The organism is Cryobacterium sp. TMT1-19 (assembly GCF_004403055.1).
GTDB classification, from domain to species: Bacteria; Actinomycetota; Actinomycetes; order Actinomycetales; family Microbacteriaceae; genus Cryobacterium; species Cryobacterium sandaracinum.
The window spans coordinates 22,889-42,874 of the sequence record NZ_SOHB01000033.1; the positions used below are offsets into that span (position 1 = coordinate 22,889).

The following is a 19,986-nucleotide window of genomic DNA, read 5'->3' on the forward strand; positions in this document are numbered from 1 at the left end:
GCAAGGGCGATATATAGAATCTCCCCATGGCAGCTGCTCCAGTGCCTGCCGGTTTGGACGGAAAAGCGTCGGACACCATGTTGGCGCTAGGCCGTTTTTTCACTCGGTGGGACCAAACAGATGATGGGCGCGCAGTGTTCCGTGAAGGCGGGCGCAAGGGCGATGTGTTCTACCGCGACCGGTGGAGCCATGACAAGGTGGTGCGTTCCACCCACGGGGTGAACTGCACGGGGTCGTGTTCGTGGAAGGTTTACGTTCGGGACGGCATTATCACTTGGGAGTCGCAGCAGACGGATTACCCGTCGGTGGGCCCTGACAGTCCGGAGTACGAGCCGCGGGGGTGCCCCCGTGGTGCGGCGTTCAGTTGGTACACCTACTCACCCACGCGGGTGCGGTATCCGTACGCCCGTGGAGTTCTCGTCGAAATGTACCGTGAGGCGAAGGTGCGTCTCCAGGACCCCGTGCTCGCTTGGGCCGACGTTGTGGACGACCCTGAACGACGTCGTTGCTACCAGCAAGCGCGAGGGAAGGGCGGGCTCGTCCGGATTCCGTGGCAGGAGGCGATCGAAATCGCCGCCGCCGCCCACGTCCACACGATCAAGAAGTACGGTCCGGATCGGTGCTCCGGGTTCTCCCCGATCCCGGCCATGTCTATGGTGTCGCACGCGGCGGGTAACCGGTTCATCCAGCTCATCGGCGGGGTGATGACGTCTTTTTACGACTGGTATGCCGACCTTCCCGTGGCCTCTCCGCAGGTGTTCGGCGACCAGACTGACGTGCCTGAATCAGGTGACTGGTGGGATTCCACCTATCTGATGATGTGGGGATCAAACGTTCCCGTGACGCGCACGCCTGACGCGCACTTTATGGCGGAGGTGCGGTATCGCGGCACAAAGGTGGTCGCGATCAGCCCCGACTATGCCGACAACACGAAGTTCGCCGACGAGTGGCTGCCCGCGCAGGCCGGCACTGACGCGGCGCTTGCGATGGCGATGGGGCACGTGATGCTCAAGGAATTCTTCGTCGACCGGCAGGTGCCCTATTTCAGCGGCTATGTGCGCCGCTACACAGATCTGCCCTTCCTTGTCCGGCTCGAGGAGCACGCCGGCGGTGGGCTGGTGCCCACGAAATTTTTGATGGCGGCTGACTTGCCCGAAAAGGCGCATCTTCCGGATGCTGCGTTCAAAACGGTTTTGCTTGACTCAGCCACTGGCGCTCCCGTGGTGCCCAATGGTTCCATCGGCTACCGGTACGGTGAAGCGGGTAAGGGCAAGTGGAACCTCGACCTCGAGGGTGTCGACCCGGCGTTGAGCCTTCTCGAAGAGTCCGTCTCAGGCCAGCCCTCGGAAACCGCTGAGATCCGGATGCCCTGCTTCGAGGCACCCTCCGGGGAGGGGTCGATAGTGACTCGCGGCGTTCCCGTCCGGCGAGTGGCCGGGCACCTGGTAACCACGGTGTTCGACCTGATGCTCGCTCAATACGGGGTTGGGCGTCCAGGACTGCCGGGCGACTGGGCGACCGACTACGACGACGCGTCGACGCCGTACACGCCGGCCTGGCAGGAGGAGATCACGAGCGTGCCGGCCGCCGCGTGCATCCGGGTGGCGCGAGAATTTGCCCGCAACGCTGAGGAATCGAAGGGGCGGTCCATGATCATTATGGGGGCCGGTATCTGCCAGTGGTTCCACGGTGACGCCACCTACCGGGCGGTGCTCTCGCTCGTGATGCTCACCGGATGCATGGGGCGAAACGGCGGCGGCTGGGCGCATTACGTCGGCCAAGAGAAAACCCGTCCGATCACGGGATGGATTTCTCTCGCTAACGCTCTGGATTGGAGTCGACCGCCGCGCACCATGATCGGTACCGGGTATTGGTACATGCACACCGATCAATGGCGCTCAGATGGGTACTCGGCCGACTCGCTCAAGTCCCCTCTCGCTGATGGGCACTTCGACGGTATGCACACCGCGGACACGATCGCGCAGTCGAACAGGCTCGGTTGGATGCCGTTCTACCCTCAGTTCGACCGCAACCCGCTAGACCTCGCCGATGAGGCGCAAGCGGCGGTGGATGCGGGGGAGGCGCCCGACGCCCCCACCTGGATCGCCGATGCCCTCAAAAGCAGGCGGCTGACCCCCGCCATCGACGATGTCGACGCTCCCGAAAATTGGCCGCGCACCCTGGTGCTCTGGCGCTCCAACCTTTTCGGCTCATCTGCCAAGGGCAATGAGTACTTTTTGCGCAACCTTCTCGGCACTCACAACAACGTGATGGGCGCCGACCACGTGAACGCTGCCCGACCGCGCGATGTGAAATGGCACGACGAGGCTCCGGAAGGAAAACTGGACCTGCTCGTCTCAGCTGATTTCCGGATGACGTCAACCACACTGTTGTCGGACATCGTCTTTCCGGCTGCAACTTGGTACGAAAAACACGACCTTTCCTCTACCGACATGCACCCCTTCGTGCACGCCTTCAGCCCCGCAATCGACCCACCGTGGGAGGCGAAAACCGACTTTGACACGTTTCGACTGCTCGCCGAGGAGTTTTCCCGGCAGGCGGTGACGCACCTCGGCACCCGACGGGACCTGGTCAGTGTGCCGCTGCAACACGATACGCCGGGGGAGATAGCGCAGCCGGGTGGAGTGGTGCGCGACTGGCGGAACACCGATATACCGGCGGTCCCCGGTCAGAATATGCCTGTCTTCTCGATCGTCGAACGGGACTACACCGCTATCGCGGAGAAGCTAGCCACGGTTGGACCCCTCGCGGAGGAACGCGGTTTCACCGTGAAGAACATCACCTATCGGATGGGGCACGAGATCGAGCGGCTCGCCCGAAGCAACGGGGTGATGCTCGGTGGCGCGGGGAACGGCCGCCCGGCCATCGATACCGATGCGAAGTTCGCCCAGGCCATCCTGAGCTTTTCCGGCACCACCAATGGCGAACTGGCCGTGCAGGGGTTTCGCGAACTGGAAGAGCAGACCGGCATGAAGCTCGTCGACCTTGCCGAGGGATCCGAAGAGAAGCGGGTGACCTTTGCGCAGACGCAAGCGGGGCCCGTCCCTGTCATCACTTCGCCTGAGTGGTCCGGGTCGGAGACTGGTGGGCGTCGGTATTCCCCGTTCACGATCAACGTCGAGCGGCTGAAACCCTGGCACACCCTCACCGGCCGGATGCACTTCTTCCTCGACCACGACTGGATGCGCGACCTCGGGGAGGCCCTCCCGATTTACCGACCACCGCTGGATATGCAGCGCCTGTTTGGCGAACCTCGGTTTGGCCCGAACGGAACCACCGAGATCACAGTGCGCTATCTGACTCCGCACTCGAAGTGGTCGATCCACTCAGAATATCAGGACAACCTTTTTATGCTGTCTCTATCGAGGGGAGGACCGACGGCTTGGATTAGCCCCATGGATGCGGCGGCCATCTCGGTCTCTGACAATGACTGGATCGAGTGTGTCAACTTCAACGGCGTGTACGTGTGCCGCGCCGTGGTCAGCCATCGGATGCCCGCGGGAGTCGTTTACGTTTACCACGCGCAAGAGCGCACAATCGATGTACCCAAGTCGGAGGCGACGGGCCGCCGGGGCGGAATTCACAACTCGCCCACCCGCCTGCTCGTCAAACCCACCCACCTCATTGGCGGGTATGCGCAGCTGTCGTACGCCTTCAACTATCTGGGCCCTACCGGCAACCAGCGTGACATGGTCACCACAATCCGAAAGCGTTCCCAGGAGGTGCGGTACTGATGCGCGTGATGGCTCAAATGGGCATGGTGATGAACCTCGACAAATGCATCGGGTGCCACACCTGCTCGGTGACCTGCAAACAGGCGTGGACGAATCGCGCCGGAACCGAATATGTCTGGTTCAACAACGTGGAAACCCGGCCGGGGCAGGGGTACCCGCGTCGCTACGAGGACCAGGAACAGTGGAAGGGCGGTTGGCAGCTAAACAAAAAGGGCCGACTTGTGCTGAAGGGGGGCGGACGCCTGAAGAAGCTTTTCGGAATCTTCGCAAGCCCCGTGCAGCCCGAGTTGAAGGATTATTACGAGCCCTGGACCTATGACTATAAAACACTGATCGACGCACCGCTGGGAGACGACTTCCCAGTGGCCCGCCCGAAATCCTTGATCACGGGCGAGGACACCAAAATCAGTTGGTCGGCGAACTGGGACGACGACCTCGGCGGCGCCCCTGAGATGGGTCACCTTGACCCCATCGTGGAGAAGGTGCGGAGGGAGTCGGAGGACAAGATTAAGTTCGCCTTTGAACAAACTTTTATGTTCTACCTTCCGCGGATCTGTGAGCACTGCCTCAACCCTTCCTGCATGGCATCGTGTCCGTCCGGTGCCATTTACAAGCGCGTGGAAGACGGCATTGTGCTCGTCGATCAGGACAAGTGCCGCGGCTGGCGCCAGTGTATCACCGGCTGCCCGTACAAGAAGATCTATTTCAACCACAAAACCGGCAAAGCCGAGAAGTGCACCTTCTGTTATCCGCGGGTGGAAATTGGCCTCCCCACAGTCTGCTCCGAAACGTGTGTCGGGCGCCTCCGCTATCTCGGCTTGTTCCTCTATGACGCCGACCGCGTCACCGACGCCGCAGCGGTGACGGATGTCACCGACCTGTACGAATCGCAGATGGACGTGCTCCTCGACCCGAACGACCCCGAAGTGGCCGCTGCCGCCCTCGACCAAGGCATTCCCAGCGATTGGCTGGACGCCGCACGGAAATCGCCCGTGTACGCTCTCGCGAAGGTGTACAAGGTGGCGTTACCGCTGCACCCGGAGTATCGCACGATGCCCATGGTCTGGTACGTGCCCCCGCTGTCTCCCATTGTCGATCTCCTGAGCGAACAGGGCCACGATGCCGAAGACAACGGCAACCTCTTTGGCGCCATCGACGCGCTGCGCATTCCCGTCGAGTACCTCGCCGAACTTTTTACCGCTGGCGACACCGACAAGATCACCGAGGTTTTACGCAAACTCGCGGCGATGCGCGCCTACATGCGCGGCATCACGATGGGACAAGAACCTGACCCGTCGATCCCCGCGGCTGTGGGGATGACGCCAGGCAACATGTATGAAATGTACAGGCTGATGGCGATCGCAAAGTACGACGAGCGCTACGTTATCCCCAAGGCGCACGTCGAGCAGGCGCATGACCTGGAGGAGATGGGCTGCTCGGTCGATTTCGAGGGCGGACCGGGCATGTACGAAGACTCGCCGTTCGGGGAGGCGAGTGGTCGACCGACGCCCGTCGCCGTGGAGAACTTCTACGCGCTCAAAGATCGGCAGACTTCCGACACTCCCGCCGGCGAGCAGTCGCTCCGTGGCCGCGTAAACCTCCTCAACTGGGACGGCAACGGAAGCCCCGTGGGTTCTTTCTCCGAGAAACGCGACCAGCCGCGCGCTGCACCGCCGTCACCGGCTGATTTGCGCCCACCGACGGATGGCGGTGCGCTGTGAGGCGCGACCGGGCTGCAGCTCATAGCCTGGCGCAGCGGGTCTTCTACCAGGCTGCCTCGTGGTGCCTGTCGTATCCGGACGCTCAACTCGTGGGAAGGTGCGAGTTGATGCGGTCCGCACTGGCCGAACAGGGCCCGGCAGCACCTGATCTCACCGCGGTCATCGCGTACCTTGAGAACACCGCGATCGGCATTCTCCAGCGCTCCTACGTTGAGACGTTCGACCTCAGTAAGCATCATCCGCTCTACCTGTCCTATTGGACGGATGGCGACACCCGGCGCAGGGGCGACGTGCTGGCTGCGTTCAAGCAGGTGTACCGGGGGAGCGACTATCTGACCAATACGCACGGTGAGTTGCCCGACTTCTTGCCGCTGGTGCTCGAGTTCGCGGCTGTGGCCAGCCCAGTAGCAGGCCGGGACCTGCTCATCCAGTACCGGCCCAGCGTCGAAATGCTCCGGCTTTCACTCACGGAGCACGGGTCACCGTACGCCACCGTGATGGACGGCATTTGCGCCACACTTCCAGGCCCCTCGCCCGCCGACCGGCAGGCCGTGCAAGCCATGGCCGGCGTCGGCCCCCCCGCCGAAAGTGTCGGACTTGAACCGTACGACCCGCGCCTGCTTCCTTTGAACGCGAGCTCGTGATGTGGGACGTGCTGCTCTGGGGAATTCTCCCCTATGTGATGGTGGCGATCCTGATCAGTGGAACTATCTGGCGCTACCGTTACGACCAATTCGGTTGGACCACCCGCTCGTCCCAGCTCTACGAATCCCGGCTCCTGCGCATTGGATCGCCAATATTTCATTTCGGGTTCCTCGCCGTCATCGCCGGGCATTTCTTCGGCCTGGTGATCCCGATGTCCTGGACACTCTTTTTTGGGATGAGCCAGGACTTCTATCACCTCAACGCTCTGCTGGTCGGCGGCGTTGCGGGGGTCTGCACTCTCGGTGGCATTGTGATCCTGATCTATCGGCGCCGCAAAACCGGGCCGGTCTTCATGGCCACGACCACCAACGACAAGATGATGTACATCGTGTTGACCGCCGCGATCGTCCTGGGGCTCTGGACCACCCTCGCTAGCGTTTTCAGCGGCGAGCATGGCCACAACTATCGTGAAACCGTGTCGCCCTGGTTTCGTTCGCTTTTCATTCTGCAACCAGATATCGCGGCCATGGCCGCAGCTCCGTTCTCCTTCCACATTCACACCCTCGTGGGCATGATTTTGTTCGTCGTGTGGCCCTTCACCCGGCTGGTGCACGCCTTCACCGCACCTCTGCACTACCTGTTCCGGCCCTACATCGTCTACCGGTCCAGAGATCAAGAGCCCGGGCAGATTCGGCCGGTGCGCCGCGGGTGGGCGCCCATCGGAACCCAGGATCGCATCCGGGACAAACGCTGATCGGAGGTGCGGGTGATGGGCACACCGATGGGCTCGAAAATGACTGCACGGCAGAAGGCACACCACAGCAAGGGTGTGAACCTCACCCTCGCGACTCTCACCTCCGTCGTGTGCTTCTGGGCGTGGACGAGTGTCTCGCCGCTCGGCATCCGCTATACCGAGTCGATGAATCTCTCGTCGGCCCAGACGTCTGTACTCGTGGCGATGCCCATACTCGTCGGATCGATCGGCCGCATTCCAGTGGGCGTGCTCACCGACCGATTCGGCGGACGCCTCCTATTCACACTGGTACTGCTTGCATCCGTCCCCGCCCTCTTGCTCGTCGCGCTTGCCGGAACCCTCAACGCATTTGCCTTCCTGGTCGTGACAGCGCTGCTGCTCGGCGTAGCCGGAACCGTGTTCGCCGTGGGAATTCCATTCGTGAGCCAGTGGTACCAACCATCCCGCCGAGGCTTTGCAACCGGCGTCTTCGGGGCAGGGATGGGCGGCACCGCAGTGTCGGCATTCTTCACTCCACGTTTGGTGGAATGGCTCGGATACGTTCCAACTCACCTCATCATAGCGACGCTCCTCCTCGTCACTGCAATATGCGTATGGACACTTATGGCAGAGGCCCCCGGATTCACGGCCAGCACTGATCCATTCCTTCCCAAGCTCACCGCGGCGGCGCGGCTCAGCGTGACGTGGCAGATGAGTTTTCTCTATGCGCTGGTCTTCGGCGGATTCGTCGCCTTTTCCACCTACCTGCCCACGTACCTCCGCCAGATATACGATTTCGACCTCACTGCCGCGGGAACACGAACGGCTGGGTTTGCGGTTGCCGCCGTTATTCTCCGCCCCATCGGCGGAATTCTTGCCGACCGTATCGGTCCGAAGCCAGTGGTAATCGGGTCGCTGGCGGCGGTGGCCGTTCTCGCTTGGGTGGTGAACCTCCGTCCCGATGGCGAGATCCCCGCCGGCCTCACCTTTGTCGCGATGGCGTCTGCACTCGGTCTCGGTGCTGGGGGAGTGTTCGCCTGGATCGGGAGGAGCGCACCGCCCGCCAGAGTGGGGGCGGTGAGCGGCATCGTCAGCGCTGCCGGTGGGTTAGGCGGATACTTCCCGCCACTGGTGATGGGGGCCACCTACAACGTTGCGGAAAACAGCTACGCGATCGGACTAATTCTCCTCGCCGGTACCGCTCTGGCCGCTCTAATTTTCACGATCCTTTTTGTGAAAAACCGACCGTCTGCCACCACGACTCAGTGACATTTCCAAAGACCTACGCCCGCTCGTTGGTGTCGCCCGTCGCGGTGTTTGACGGTGCCGGGGTCACCGTCGGCGACGTCGACCGGGTTTGTTAAAGCCCTGTCGGAAGTTTCCGGTGCGAGGTAGATGGCGTGACGGCGTGGATGGTGTCGTTGGCGAAGTGTGGGTTGGACTGGCCGGCAGCTTCGAGGTGCTGCGGATGTAATCGGTCGTATCGGCTGCGTTCATCCCGATCATTGTCCCGGGTGGAGATGTTTCGGTCTGGCGCTGGGAGCACCGCGAGTTTGAGCTCACCGACGCCGAAGTGTGTGCTGCCCGATAAGGCGTATCGCGATGTGCGATCCGGTGTCCATGTCGACGTTTGTGAGCATGCGGAGCATTTTGAGGTGGGTGTTGGCGAGCAGGTGTGCCTCACCGATGACGAAGGGTATGAGCTAAGTAGGGCATCCGCTCCGCGAGCGATGTTGTGATGCAGCGACGTAAGTGGCGCTTGCAGACTGGCTTCATGACGCTCTGCCAGCGAGCGCCCGGGTCGACCTTTGAACGTCCGAGTAGCTCTGGCAACTCGAAGTCAACTGGTGTGACAGGCCCGATCGAGGAGTGGCGCCGGCGGCGGTGTCGCGACGGAAGTCTCGGCCAGGGGTGGTGGCGGTGGTGGAGGTCTTCTATTTCTTCGGACAGATCTCGCCATCCTTAGGCGTTTCCTGGTCGTGGCGACAGTTCTTCGGGAAATGATTTCCACCCCCAATCGACGCCGGCGATGGCGGACGGCCGATGTCGACGAGGCGGACCATGCGGGTGATGGTGAAATTGATCTCTATTACGCCAATCGATTCATACGCCTGGCCGTCGTATCCGATGCTTCCTGGTGGAAGAAGCTCGACGATTTTTCAAGCACGCCCTGTCCATCTTCAGATCCGCGGTTTCTTGCCGTAGCCGCTGTAGCTCGGCCCCTTCAGACTCCATCACTTCGGCCCGTCGGGTTTCGTTGAGCGCCTTGAACGCGGTCACCATGCGGCCCAGGGTTGCCTCGTTGACTCCGCTCTCTCGGGTGACGGTCGCGACCGCTTTGCCGGTGGTGATGATCAGCTTCACGGCCTCGTCTGCTTACTCAAAAGTGAACTCCCGACGTGATCTTTCCAGAGTAAACAGTGTGTCTTGTGAGTTGTCGGCCACCAAGGCCAGGGCCACTCTTGACATGTAAGGCCTGTACGCACAAACTCAACTGAAGAATACTCTTTTATGTTTTCACTCCGATATGTTTTCGAAACTACCTCCTAGTAAGGGACTTTGATGAATAAGAAAACAGCAGTGTTTTTTGTGCCCGCGTTTGCTTTAGGTGTCGCCGTATTGACGAGTGGTCCAGCCTTTGCAGCCACTGGTGACGCGTCCTACCAGGGGACGCTCGATTCGATCAACGGCAGCAACGGCAGCGGCACCATCTCCGTTGAGGTTTCCGGTGACCAGGCCACAGTCACCCAGACCGTCAAGGGTCTGGCCGAGACCTTCGACGGTAAGCCGTACCCGCACGTACAGCACATCCACATCGGTGCGAAGGGGGAATGTCCCACCACGGCAGCTGACACCAATGGAGATGGTGTGATCAGCACGACCGAAGGTCAGCCGTCCTACGGAGAGATTGGCACAACGTTGTCCACGAGCGGCGACACGAGTCCGGCGGCCGGAACTGATCTAACGCTTGCCGGGATGGGTGCAAACTACGACTACAACCGAACCTTCACTCTGGATGCCGCCACCGCGGCCTCGCTGGAGGCAGGCACGGCAGTTGTGGTGGTCCACGGGCTAGACCCGGCCACGTTGACGAAAGCAGCACAGGACGCAAAGAGTGACTTGGTGCCGAGTCTGCCCTTGGCAGCAACGTCGCCGGCTCTGTGTGGCGCCCTGAGCGCGTCGCAAGCGAACATGCCTGACGGTGGCGTGGAAACCGGCGGTGGCAGCACTTCAAGCGGTGCTGACATAGGCCTTCTCGCCCTCGGTGCCGGGGCCCTGACCGCGGCAGGTGGCGCGGTGATGATTCGTCGGCGTCTTGCCGCACGAGGCTGAGATCGGTTTGATCCCCGGTGATTATCCCGGCTGAAAAGCGTCGTCGCGGTAGCCGTCTGGCTACCGCGGCGGCGGTTCTGCTCTTCACCGTCGGCTGTACGGCGATCGGTTTCGCCCTGTGGGGCAACCCTCCTCCTCCACGGCCGCCTGCCTCGGCTGCCGTATCAGCCCCATCGCAGGAGTCCGTCTCCGTTACACCCTCACCGGAGCCCATCTCAGTTCCGCCGACTCCGCGGGTTGACCAGGTTGTCGGCCCGACCTTGACCGACTCCGAGCCCACCCAGATCAACGTCCCCGCGATTGAAGTGGACTCTGTCCTGATGCAATTGGGACAGAATCCTGATGGCACGGTGCAGACGCCGTCGTTGGACGAGGCCTCTCCGGCCGGCTGGTACACCGGTTCGCCCACCCCTGGCGCGATCGGACCTTCCGTCATCCTGGGTCACGTCGACTCCAGGGTGCAGGGGCGCGCGGTGTTTTACCGACTTGGCGAGATGCGTCCCGGCGACGAGATTTTGGTTACCCGAGCCGATGCGACAGTGGCGGTATTCGTGGTCGACGGAGTGGAGGAATACCCGAAAGATGACTTTCCGCAGTTCGCCGTCTACGGCAACACCGATCATGCGGGACTACGGCTGATCACCTGCGGTGGAGAGTTCGACGAAACCACTCGTACGTACCCAGATAATGTTGTTGTCTACGCCAGCTTGGTGTCCAGCCATGCGGCGTAGCAGGACTAAGACGCGTATCAAGAGGCCCGACTGGCTGCTTGCGATCGCGGTGGCTTCCACGGCTTTGCTGGTTGGATGCGCCACCACCTCCTCCGGCGCCGTGAACACAACGGCCCCCGGAATGTCCATGCCAGGCACGTCGGCCTCTCCGATTCCGCAGTCGAGCTCGGCAGGCAGCGCGGAGGCAGGACCGTCCGCAGCATCACAGATGATTTGTGGCACCGAAACACGCGACAACATCACACGTGCGCTGGCTCTCGCCGCCCCGCCACACTCCGTCGAGAGCTGGATCAATCGCCAATACACCTGCACATACCATCTGACTGGTGGAGAATTCGTGATCTCGGTGCAGGAATCCTCGGACGCAGCGTCTGCCCGCAGCTACTTCGACATAATGCAAGGAAACCTTGCCCCAGTCCAACCCATTGAAGGACTCGCGAATCTCGGATTGCCTGCTTACGAAACCACAGGCGGCGTGGTCGTCTTCCTCAAAGACAACATGACGTTACAAGTTGACGCCAGAAAGTTGACGGATATGATCGGGCCGCATGGCGTCACCCGCACCGCGTTTTCCTATCAAGTAGCTACTGCCATCCTGGGCTGCTGGACCGAACACTAGTCCGGCCGCGCGTCGAATTAGCCAAGCCCGGGCCGCCTTTAGCGGGACTCGCGTCCTATGATTCAGCCGGGGGTTGGTGGGGATCTGTATGGCCACCAAGGACTGGGTCCTTGAGCATGCCAGAGGTGTAACAGTGCGAAGACCATGCCGTTTGGAGAAGGATTGTCGCCCAATGCACCTTCGTGAATCGCGAAAGGGGGTCCCAGAAGATCACGGGTGTACATGATGGACTATGCCGTTCCCACTCCTCGTACCCGCTGTTACCGTGATGATGTCCTCATCGACGAGAACTTTGCGCTGGCCGATGTGTCCGAACATCTTGAGTTGCCAACTCCGTGGTTTGGGTGGACCTCTGTACCCCGGATGGTGCCGACCTCGCACTACTCACCGAGGAGCTGGGTTTGCACGAGTTGGCCGTCGAAGACGCCACGAAACTGCGTCAGCGGCCGAAGCTCGATCACTATCCCGATCACTCGTTCTTGTCTGCTTACGCTGTCGGCTTCGATCCGGCCTCGAAAGCGGTTACCACCGACGAGATTGCCGCCTTCATCACGGCCCGTGCACTGGTTACCGTGCACAAGGAGGAGAGCATCGATTTGGACGCTGTGGTTGCCAGATGGGACTCTTTCCCGGACTTGGCGAAGCATGGTGTCGCCTTCCTGTTGCACGGGCTGTTGGACTAACTCGTCGACGGGTACTTCGAGGCGGTAGAGGCCCTCGACGAGGAGATCGAAGAGCTCCAGAACCAGCTGTTCATGCCCTCGGCCGACCAGGAAGCCCTGCAACGGAGTTCTTTCGCGCTCCGGAAGAGCCTGGTAACGCTTCGGCGGGTGATCCTGCCGATGCGCGAAGTGGTGAACACGCTCCTCAGCCGCGACCTTCACCTTGTGGCCGACGAGATGGGTCCTTACTTTCAGGATGTCTACGACCATGTACTGCGCGCTATGAAATGGACGGAGAGCCTGCGCGACCTCGCCACGAGTATCCTCGAAGCGAATCGGGCCCTCCAGGGAAACCGGCTCAACGTGATCACCAAGAAGGTGACCGGTTATGCCGCCATCATCGCCGTACCGACGGCCGTCACCGGCTTCTACGGCCAAAACGTGCCCTACCCCGGGTTCAGCGAGATCGGAGGCTTCTTCAGTTCGGTAGCGTTGATCGTGGGCTTCTCCACGCTGTTGTTTTTCCTCTTCAAACGCAACGACTGGATCTAGGATCCCGGCCCGCACTCACGTGCGGTGCTCTCCCGCCCCATCCTGATCGACGCCCTGATGGCACGCCGTCTTTGGGCTCTGCTCACACACTTTCTCGGACGACTGAACGGTGGGTCACGACCATGGCCTTGATTGACAACGGCATCTACGTAGCCGGACACCGCGCGGAGAGCCCCCGCAGCCTTGAGGAAACGTACCAAGCCCTCCGCGAGAACGCTGGCATGGCGTGGATCGGACTCTACAGACCGGACGCCACCGAGATACGGTCGGTTGCCAGCGAATTCGATCTCCGCCCGCCGGCCGTCGAAGACGCCCTGACCGGCCATCAACGAGCCAAGCTCGAGCAGTACGGATCCACGTTGTTCCTCGTCTTGCGCCCCGCACGATACATCGACGAGAAGCTAGAGGTGGAATTCGGCGAGCTTCACCTCTTCATCGGCGAGGACTTTGTTGTCACCGTTCGCCACGCCGAATCGACGGCCCTCAGCCGGGTCAGGCATCGCCTCGAGGCGAATCTCCCGCTGCTCGCGAAGGGTCCACAAGCCGTGCTGTACTCCATCCTCGACGAGGTAGTCGATGAGTATGCACCCGTCATCGCCGGACTCGAGAACGATATCGACGAAATCGAAAACCAACTCTTTGACGGCGACCCCAGCGTCTCCCGACGCATCTATGACCTCTCCCGGGAAGTCATCGAGTTCTAGCGCGCGGTGCACCCCCTCCTTATCGGGATGCTCCAAGCGCTCCTCCGCGGCTCGGAAAAATACCAGGTCGAACTGGAGCTCCAACGTTCCTTCCGCGACTTCTTGGACCACGCCATCCGCGTCGTCGATCGAGCGGACTCATTCCGCGCCATCCTACAAAACGCACTGACCGTGCACTCCACCCTGGTGAATCAACGGCAGAATGACGAAGTGCGCCACATGTCTGAGACGAGCCTCGCTCAGAACGAAGAGGTCAAGAAGATTTCCTCCTGGGCGGCCATCCTCTTCGCCCCAGCCCTCGTCGGCACGGTCTACGGCATGAACTTCGACTTCATGCCCGAACTGCACTGGATCTTCGGATACCCGATCGCACTCGGAGAGATGGTCTTCCTTGGCGTCGCCCTGTACGTGGTCTTCAAGAAAAAAAGTGGCTGTGACCCGCGCTCGAGGCCGACAGCACTTCGAGCTCAGATCTTTGCCCTGAGCGTGCGGCGCTCGCTCGTGTGTGGCTCACAATAGAGGTGTTGTTCGCATTCGATAGATCTGCTCTCACGGTCTTGTGACCGGCGCGGGCGGGATGGAAGATCACAGTGGATTCATTGGACGTTCCGGTCATCCCGGCGAGCGTTGCCAGCCCCGTCCGTTCGGGAGCGCCAGCGGGCAGCCTTGCTCGGTGGCTGCTTCGGAACCGTGTGCAGCCCGTCGGACCGGAGAGCCACGAAGACACGGTGACGAAGCGTCCCTGGTGGATGGTCATGTGTTTAACGGGCGTCGACTACTTCTCGACGTTGTCGTACCTGCCGAGCATCGCCGTGCTGGCTGCCGGAGCACTGGCGCCGTTGGCGACCCTGCTGATCGTTGCACTGACCCTGCTGGGGATGTTGCCGATGTACCGGCGGGTGGCGAAGGAGAGCCCGCACGGCCAGGGTTCGGTGGCGATGCTCGAGCGGCTCCTCCCGTTCTGGAAGGGCAAGTTCTTCGTGCTGGTACTTCTGGGCTTCGTCGCAACGTCCTGGATCATCACGATCACCCTGTCGTCGGCGGATGCCACGGTCCACCTTCTTGAGAACCCATATGCGCCCAGCTTCCTCGAGGGGCATGCCGTGACGATCACGATCGTCCTGCTCCTCACCCTCGGCGGCGTCTTCCTCCTCGGTTTCAGCGAAGCCGTGGCGGTTGCCATCCCGCTGGTGGCGGTGTATCTCACCCTAAACGCCGTCGTCATCGGCGTTGGCCTCTACGACGTCCTCACGGAACCAGCCGCTCTCGCCGGATGGACAGACGCCCTCACCTCCCGCGGCGGGGGGTTCGGTGATCTTCTCGGTCCCGCCATCATCGCTTTCCCGCTGCTCGTGTTGGGTCTGTCCGGATTCGAGACCGGGGTGAGCATGATGCCCCTGGTTGCCTCGGCAGGGAAAACCACCGAGGAGCGCCTGGCTTCACGCATCCGCAACACCCGCAAGCTCCTGACCGCGGCGGCCCTCATCATGAGCGCCTACCTCCTCTCGAGCACCTTCGTCACCACCCTCCTCATCCCCGAGGAAGCTTTCGAAGACGGTGGCGAAGCGAGCGGCCGCGCACTGGCCTACCTGGCCCACGAACTCGTCGGAAACACCTTCGGCACCGTCTACGACGTGAGCAGCATCCTCATCCTGTGGTTTGCGGGGGCGTCCGCGATGGCCGGCCTGATCAACATCGTCCCGCGCTACCTGCCGTCATATGGCATGGCCCCCGAGTGGAGCCGCGCCGTGCGCCCCGTGGTTCTCGTCTACACCGGCATCAGCATCCTGATCACGATCGGCTTCAACGCGGACGTCAACGCGCAGGCCGGCGCCTACGCCACCGGCATCCTGGCGATGATGGTGTCCGGAGCCGTCGCCGTCACGATCTCGGCGATCCGACGCCACCAGCGCCGGGCCAGTGTCGCATTCACCATTCTGACCTTGATCCTCCTGTACGCCTTGGGCGAGAACATCTTGGAGAAGCCCGATGGCATAGCCATTTCTGCGTTCTTCATCCTGGGGATCATCGTCGTGTCACTCGTATCCCGAGTTTCACGCACCACCGAACTGCGGGTGGAAACGGTCGAACTGGACGAACAGGCGCGACGCTTCATCACCGAATCGCTCGTATTCGATGGCGCTTTGAACCTGATTGCGAACAAACCCAAGCCGGGCAAACAGACCGACTATGCCGGAAAGGAGACGGCGCAGCGGGGGATGAATCCCGTGCCGGGTCGCGCGGACGTGCTGTTTCTTGAGATCGAGGTGGTGGATCCGTCTAGTTTCAGCGAAACGCTCCATGTTCGCGGTGAGGAAGTCAACGGGCTTCGGGTGCTTCGAGCCCAGAGTCCTGCGGCTCCGAACGCCATCGCTGCCATTCTCTTGGCATTGCGGGACGCATCCGGAGTGCGACCTCACGCTTACTTCGAATGGTCAGAGGGCAACCCCCTCGGGCACCTCCTGCGCTACCTTCTACTCGGCCAAGGCGATACCGCACCCGTCGTGCGCGAAATCCTTCGCCAGAGCGAAGCTGATCCGACACGCCGCCCCGGCATCCATGTAGGCGGCGGCTGACGGCACCCCGTACGGCGACGGTTCAGAGAAATCTGCACGGTCGGGAAATCGTGACTCACGCAGGGCGGTTCGTCTCCCCGTCGAGCCAGAGCTTTCGGATGCGTCGTTGTGGACGGTGCCGGTGCCCACCTGCCTGGTGTCGATTTTGTCGCGGCGCATCGGGCGTGGCCTTCAATGACGGCAGAGGGTTCACCTACTCGGCCTTCGGCTACCCGGCGGCGGCACCGTTCACCGGCAACACCCTGCAGTCCTGCTCCGGCACCGCCACGGACGACCCATACGCCCAGTCCGAATCCCAGGGTATCCCCTGCGGCATGACCGGTGGATCATCCGGCGGCACGCGGTTCATCGGCAGTGGTTCGGCCGGCTATCAGAACTCGGTCAACAGTTTCGGCTACAACAACGTCGCGAACACCATGTTCGGGCCGTACTGGGGATCGGTCATCGAGAGCGCCTATGCCGCCGCCGCCTGAACCTGACCCGAATGACGAACCCGGCCCCGCAGCCGTCGCGCACGAGAATCTGACCGCGGACCCGTCCGGCGCCGAATGGGACGAAGACCGGATGCGCGCGGCGCGACCACGAGCGATCCGTCTCAACCCGGAGGGCACTCGCGTTTCGGATGAAGTACCGGGGCAACCGGAACCGACGGACGTACAGTAGAACCATCTGCGGGACAGCACCGGCAAGTCGGGGGTCCGCCGCGTACCGCGGTATGCGGCGGACCCGTGCTGTCATCCGGGGTCGAGGCCACGGGGACAGCCAGGGAGCCGATCGCAACCTCTCACCCCGTTCCGCAGCGGTGACAGGGATCGGGAACCGTCCAGGATCACTGACTGCTGAGGGTCTGGGAATGGCTCGAAGACCCCCTGCTCGATGAGGCGGTGCGCATCGAGGGTCGCAAGGAGCACCCACGAGAGTGGCATCGGCACGAGGGTATCGACAACCGCTTGAGCATAGATGCGGCCAGGACCCACGCGGAGCTGTCGGCGAGGGCTGTCAGAGCGTTCGTCTGCGACGTGGTGAGGGGTGCCTGGGTGTAGGGAGCGTGATTCGTGTCGGACCGGAACAGGGATGAATAGTCCTCGATGGCCACGGATGCGTGCTTCGCCAGGGTGACCCGCGCGACCGGCTTGTGGCACATCGACGTCTTCAGGTCCGTCTCGTCATAGCTCCCGCCCGGGAATAAATCGAACGACGCCGAGTACCCGAGATGTTGACCATTGCTGGGATGATGCCGAGGAGTGCGAGCACGGCGATGATCTTGCATGAAGAGTGTGATCAGAATCGGCGGGCACGTCAGGAGACGAAAAACGAGGAAGGCCGCAGTGATCGGGTTGGCGAGATCAGGCTGTCGTCTATCCCGTCAACTGAGCGCCCAATCACGCTGCCAACGAAGGCCGGGGCAGCAGAGGCAACCGTCGGACCCCACCAGGTCTCGGCCCGGTATTCGCTCGTCCCGGCTCGATCGCGATGGACGCAAGGCCCGCACTCAAGGTTCATCTTGTGAAGATCCCATGACTTCATCGTGCACCCTCGACCGGGAGATGCGTAATTTCCGTTCCGTGCTGGTCGCTGACGAAAGCGATGGGCAGAGTGCGCAACTTTCGCTGACAGCAACGCCTTGATAGGCAGCTCCCGACGGTGGGACACTGGAAGTTGTGAACCTCAACGATGAATTGCAGGCCGTGGAAAAAGTGGTGGATCGACTCACGAAACGATTCCCAAATGTGCCACGGTCGAGCGTTGAAAGAGCTGTCCGCGAGGAGCATCAGAACTTCTCCGGCCGCCCGATACGTGACTTTGTTCCCGTTCTCGTCGAACACGGTGTCAAGGAACGCTTACGCAAACAGTGAGCCACGGTTCAGCGGGTTAGTGCGCGACCACCAGTGGTGCCCGTTGCGCCTTAGTGGACATCCCGGATCATGAACACCGGGAAGTCAGCTGCTATGTTTTCGAATGAGACCGGCTCCGACTGATCGACCGGAATAAGCGGTCGGGCGCCGGGTGCTTGCGCCAGGTATGACTTGATAATTGGTGCGCTGGCATCCGCGCGAACCTCTTCGAGTAAGCACCGGTCGCCTGCGCTCCGCGTGGATGACGGCTCTCCCATTCGCGGCCCGCACATTGCGCACCCACCGCGAGCCCTGGCCCAGCATCGAAACCACGTACTCACAACCTTCGTAGCGGGCCACCACGAGCGGCAGGGTGAGCAGGGTGTGCGACTTCGGATTGACGGTCTCGAGGCTTACCGCGCCGTGGCCAACGATACCGAGCGAGAACACCATCGCGCTGATTCGGTTCAGGAAACGCGCCCACCGGTTCGGGCGCCCGCCGGCGTACATGCGCCGTAACGAGTCTCCACGGATCATGTCGGGTCGCCGCTGATCTTGAAGTGGGTGTTGTGCACGAATTTTGGCCTGAGTGGTGTGCCTCTCTCGTTTTCCGACTGACACCATCGTTGCGGCTGTGTCGCTCGGGCGAGCTGACAGTACCATCGCATCATGGCGCGACCATTGCCAGTGAATAGCCAATACCGTAACTGTAGGGGACGGTACACCGTCGCCGATCTTGATGACGTGCACCAATGCCAGGGCGCGACCGCGGGCAACGGATGTCCTACTTCAGCGAATCGACGATCACCAGCTCGATCAGACAACGAACCCTCACAGCGTTCTAGCGATCGGTGGTAGGTCGATCTGTATGCTTTGCATATGATGGCGCCGCAGATCTATGTCACTTTCCCCGGTACAGCGCGCGAAGCGCTCCGCTTCTACGCGGATGTTTTCAGTGGAGAGCTCACCCTGCATACCTACGAGGATTTCGGTCGCAGCGACGGCCCGCCCCACAACATAGCTCACGGAGTGCTCGAGGGCGTAGTTGTATTGATGGGATCCGATGCAGCCGCAGGTGAAAAAAGTGTTCGGCTTGATGGCGTCAAGCTCTCATTGCTGGGCGCCGCTGAACCGGAAATTCTCCACGAGTGGTTTGACAAACTCGCGATGGGCGGCCAGATCGTTGACTACCTTGCCCCAAAGCCTTGGGGTGCTTCGGATGGCCAAGTCATCGACCGTCATGGACTGCACTGGCTCATCGGATACGAACTCGGGCAATGAGCGGCACACAACGCTCGATCGTGGAGAGCGACAAGGTCCTCGTGAGGATCGATCTGGATGTCCCTCCCTGTTGAACCCCTCCAACAAGTGTTCTTGATCGCTGCTGATCTCCACCGAGCTTGCCCCCTGTCGCCCTTTTGGAGAGCCTCGAAGCGGATGCCGTGCCCGGCCCGTCCGCGGCGGCCCGACCGGTCCAGACCGGACGTGCTCGCGGTCAGAGACCTGATCACCAACGGCGGCCAACAGAAAGTCGTGATCAACGCACCGGCTGTCCGCGAGTGCTCACCCGCATGTGGGCATCGAAGTCGGGCAACTTATTGCATCGGGTGCACCCCGTATTTCGCTTCGAGCGTGGCATCCGTCACAATCTCCAGCCTGGACATGCCGCGACCGGTCTGGCAGCGCATCACGCCGGGTCAGCGAAGTACCGACGACCACGGTGAGAGGCACCCAAAGCCTGAGCGAGGCTGTGACGTCGCGAAGCCGAGCGGCGCCTGACGGAAGGCTGAGAGCTTAGGGCTGCGAACTCCACACCTAAAGTTCCCTCAAAACAAAGCTGCCGGAGTTCACCTGTACCACCCCCGTTACGCGGACAACGAGTTGTCCTGACTCGAGCCTACCGACGTGCACCGGCATCGGTGGCGGCCAAGTACGGATGACTTTGCCAGCTACAACGGAGCATCTGTCCAGAAAATGAGTGCAAGCCGGGGGATTCGTCAACGCGGCTACATCTGGCCGCGAGTCCACCGATCAAGGTGCGCCGAGAATCGTGTAGCCCGGCCGCATCACATTTGGAAGTCATGCGCTCTGCTTCACCCCGTTCACCCCTGACCGCCCGG

The 19,986-nt window shown here is 61.7% G+C and carries 12 protein-coding genes and 3 pseudogenes; 14 read left to right on the forward strand and 1 reads right to left on the reverse strand.

Annotated elements, in window-relative coordinates; genetic code table 11:
• Positions 1-26 precede the first annotated feature (26 nt).
• From E3T40_RS08770 to E3T40_RS08790, 5 genes are read left to right on the forward strand one after another with little or no spacing between them, the layout of a single operon-like run.
• The gene (locus E3T40_RS08770; protein ID WP_134543158.1) at positions 27-3,755 is read left to right on the forward strand and encodes a nitrate reductase subunit alpha; all 3,729 of its coding nucleotides are present in this window, start codon (positions 27-29) and stop codon (positions 3,753-3,755) included.
• The gene (gene narH / locus E3T40_RS08775; RefSeq protein ID WP_104171072.1) at positions 3,755-5,476 is read left to right on the forward strand and encodes a nitrate reductase subunit beta; all 1,722 of its coding nucleotides are present in this window, start codon (positions 3,755-3,757) and stop codon (positions 5,474-5,476) included. Before E3T40_RS08770 ends, narH begins: the two co-directional genes overlap by 1 nt.
• The gene (gene narJ / locus E3T40_RS08780; protein WP_370287905.1) at positions 5,473-6,120 is read left to right on the forward strand and encodes a nitrate reductase molybdenum cofactor assembly chaperone; all 648 of its coding nucleotides are present in this window, start codon (positions 5,473-5,475) and stop codon (positions 6,118-6,120) included. The genes narH and narJ overlap by 4 nt, the downstream gene beginning before the upstream one ends.
• Positions 6,120-6,875: a respiratory nitrate reductase subunit gamma gene (narI, locus tag E3T40_RS08785; protein ID WP_134543191.1), complete on the forward strand. Its 756-nt coding sequence runs from the start codon at positions 6,120-6,122 to the stop codon at positions 6,873-6,875. The genes narJ and narI overlap by 1 nt, the downstream gene beginning before the upstream one ends.
• Before the next feature lie 27 nt (positions 6,876-6,902).
• A complete protein-coding gene (locus E3T40_RS08790; protein WP_104194421.1) occupies positions 6,903-8,123 on the forward strand; it encodes an MFS transporter in 1,221 nt (406 codons plus the stop codon).
• A gap of 834 nt (positions 8,124-8,957) precedes the next feature.
• On the opposite strand, the gene E3T40_RS08795 is transcribed toward E3T40_RS08790, so the two are convergent.
• Complete coding sequence (locus E3T40_RS08795) at positions 8,958-9,218, reverse strand: transposase (protein ID WP_134543159.1); 261 nt, start codon at positions 9,216-9,218, stop codon at positions 8,958-8,960.
• 198 nt (positions 9,219-9,416) lie between these two features.
• On the opposite strand from E3T40_RS08795, the gene E3T40_RS08800 reads away from it, so the two are divergent.
• The 9 genes and pseudogenes from E3T40_RS08800 to E3T40_RS08840 all read left to right on the forward strand — a co-directional run bounded on the left by E3T40_RS08800 (position 9,417) and on the right by E3T40_RS08840 (position 19,147).
• On the forward strand, positions 9,417-10,187 hold the full coding sequence (locus tag E3T40_RS08800; protein ID WP_104194397.1) for a hypothetical protein: 771 nt from the start codon (positions 9,417-9,419) through the stop codon (positions 10,185-10,187).
• Between the two features lie 260 nt (positions 10,188-10,447).
• Positions 10,448-10,918, forward strand: a complete 471-nt coding sequence (locus tag E3T40_RS08805; RefSeq protein WP_198411965.1) for a class F sortase — start codon at positions 10,448-10,450, stop codon at positions 10,916-10,918.
• A 208-nt stretch (positions 10,919-11,126) separates the two neighbouring features.
• Complete coding sequence (locus E3T40_RS08810) at positions 11,127-11,537, forward strand: hypothetical protein (protein ID WP_134543161.1); 411 nt, start codon at positions 11,127-11,129, stop codon at positions 11,535-11,537.
• 344 nt (positions 11,538-11,881) lie between these two features.
• A pseudogene (locus tag E3T40_RS17045) lies at positions 11,882-12,751 on the forward strand (magnesium transporter CorA family protein).
• A gap of 122 nt (positions 12,752-12,873) precedes the next feature.
• A pseudogene (locus E3T40_RS08820) lies at positions 12,874-13,881 on the forward strand (magnesium and cobalt transport protein CorA); the annotation flags it as partial.
• Positions 13,882-14,069: 188 nt separating this feature from the next.
• On the forward strand, positions 14,070-16,031 hold the full coding sequence (locus E3T40_RS08825; RefSeq protein ID WP_369828352.1) for an amino acid transporter: 1,962 nt from the start codon (positions 14,070-14,072) through the stop codon (positions 16,029-16,031).
• A gap of 152 nt (positions 16,032-16,183) precedes the next feature.
• A pseudogene (locus E3T40_RS08830) lies at positions 16,184-16,504 on the forward strand (hypothetical protein); the annotation flags it as partial.
• A 1,188-nt stretch (positions 16,505-17,692) separates the two neighbouring features.
• Positions 17,693-17,887, forward strand: a complete 195-nt coding sequence (locus tag E3T40_RS08835; protein ID WP_134343049.1) for a three-helix bundle dimerization domain-containing protein — start codon at positions 17,693-17,695, stop codon at positions 17,885-17,887.
• An 858-nt stretch (positions 17,888-18,745) separates the two neighbouring features.
• Positions 18,746-19,147: a VOC family protein gene (locus E3T40_RS08840; protein WP_104101863.1), complete on the forward strand. Its 402-nt coding sequence runs from the start codon at positions 18,746-18,748 to the stop codon at positions 19,145-19,147.
• Positions 19,148-19,986 lie beyond the last annotated feature (839 nt).

Coding starts and splice junctions, on each gene's coding strand:
- E3T40_RS08770 (WP_134543158.1), top strand. CDS start 27: ATGGCAGCTGCTCCAGTGCCTGCCGGTTTGGACGGAAAAGCGTCGGAC.
- narH (WP_104171072.1), top strand. CDS start 3,755: ATGCGCGTGATGGCTCAAATGGGCATGGTGATGAACCTCGACAAATGC.
- narI (WP_134543191.1), top strand. CDS start 6,120: ATGTGGGACGTGCTGCTCTGGGGAATTCTCCCCTATGTGATGGTGGCG.
- E3T40_RS08790 (WP_104194421.1), top strand. CDS start 6,903: ATGGGCTCGAAAATGACTGCACGGCAGAAGGCACACCACAGCAAGGGT.
- E3T40_RS08800 (WP_104194397.1), top strand. CDS start 9,417: ATGAATAAGAAAACAGCAGTGTTTTTTGTGCCCGCGTTTGCTTTAGGT.
- E3T40_RS08810 (WP_134543161.1), top strand. CDS start 11,127: ATGATTTGTGGCACCGAAACACGCGACAACATCACACGTGCGCTGGCT.
- E3T40_RS08840 (WP_104101863.1), top strand. CDS start 18,746: ATGATGGCGCCGCAGATCTATGTCACTTTCCCCGGTACAGCGCGCGAA.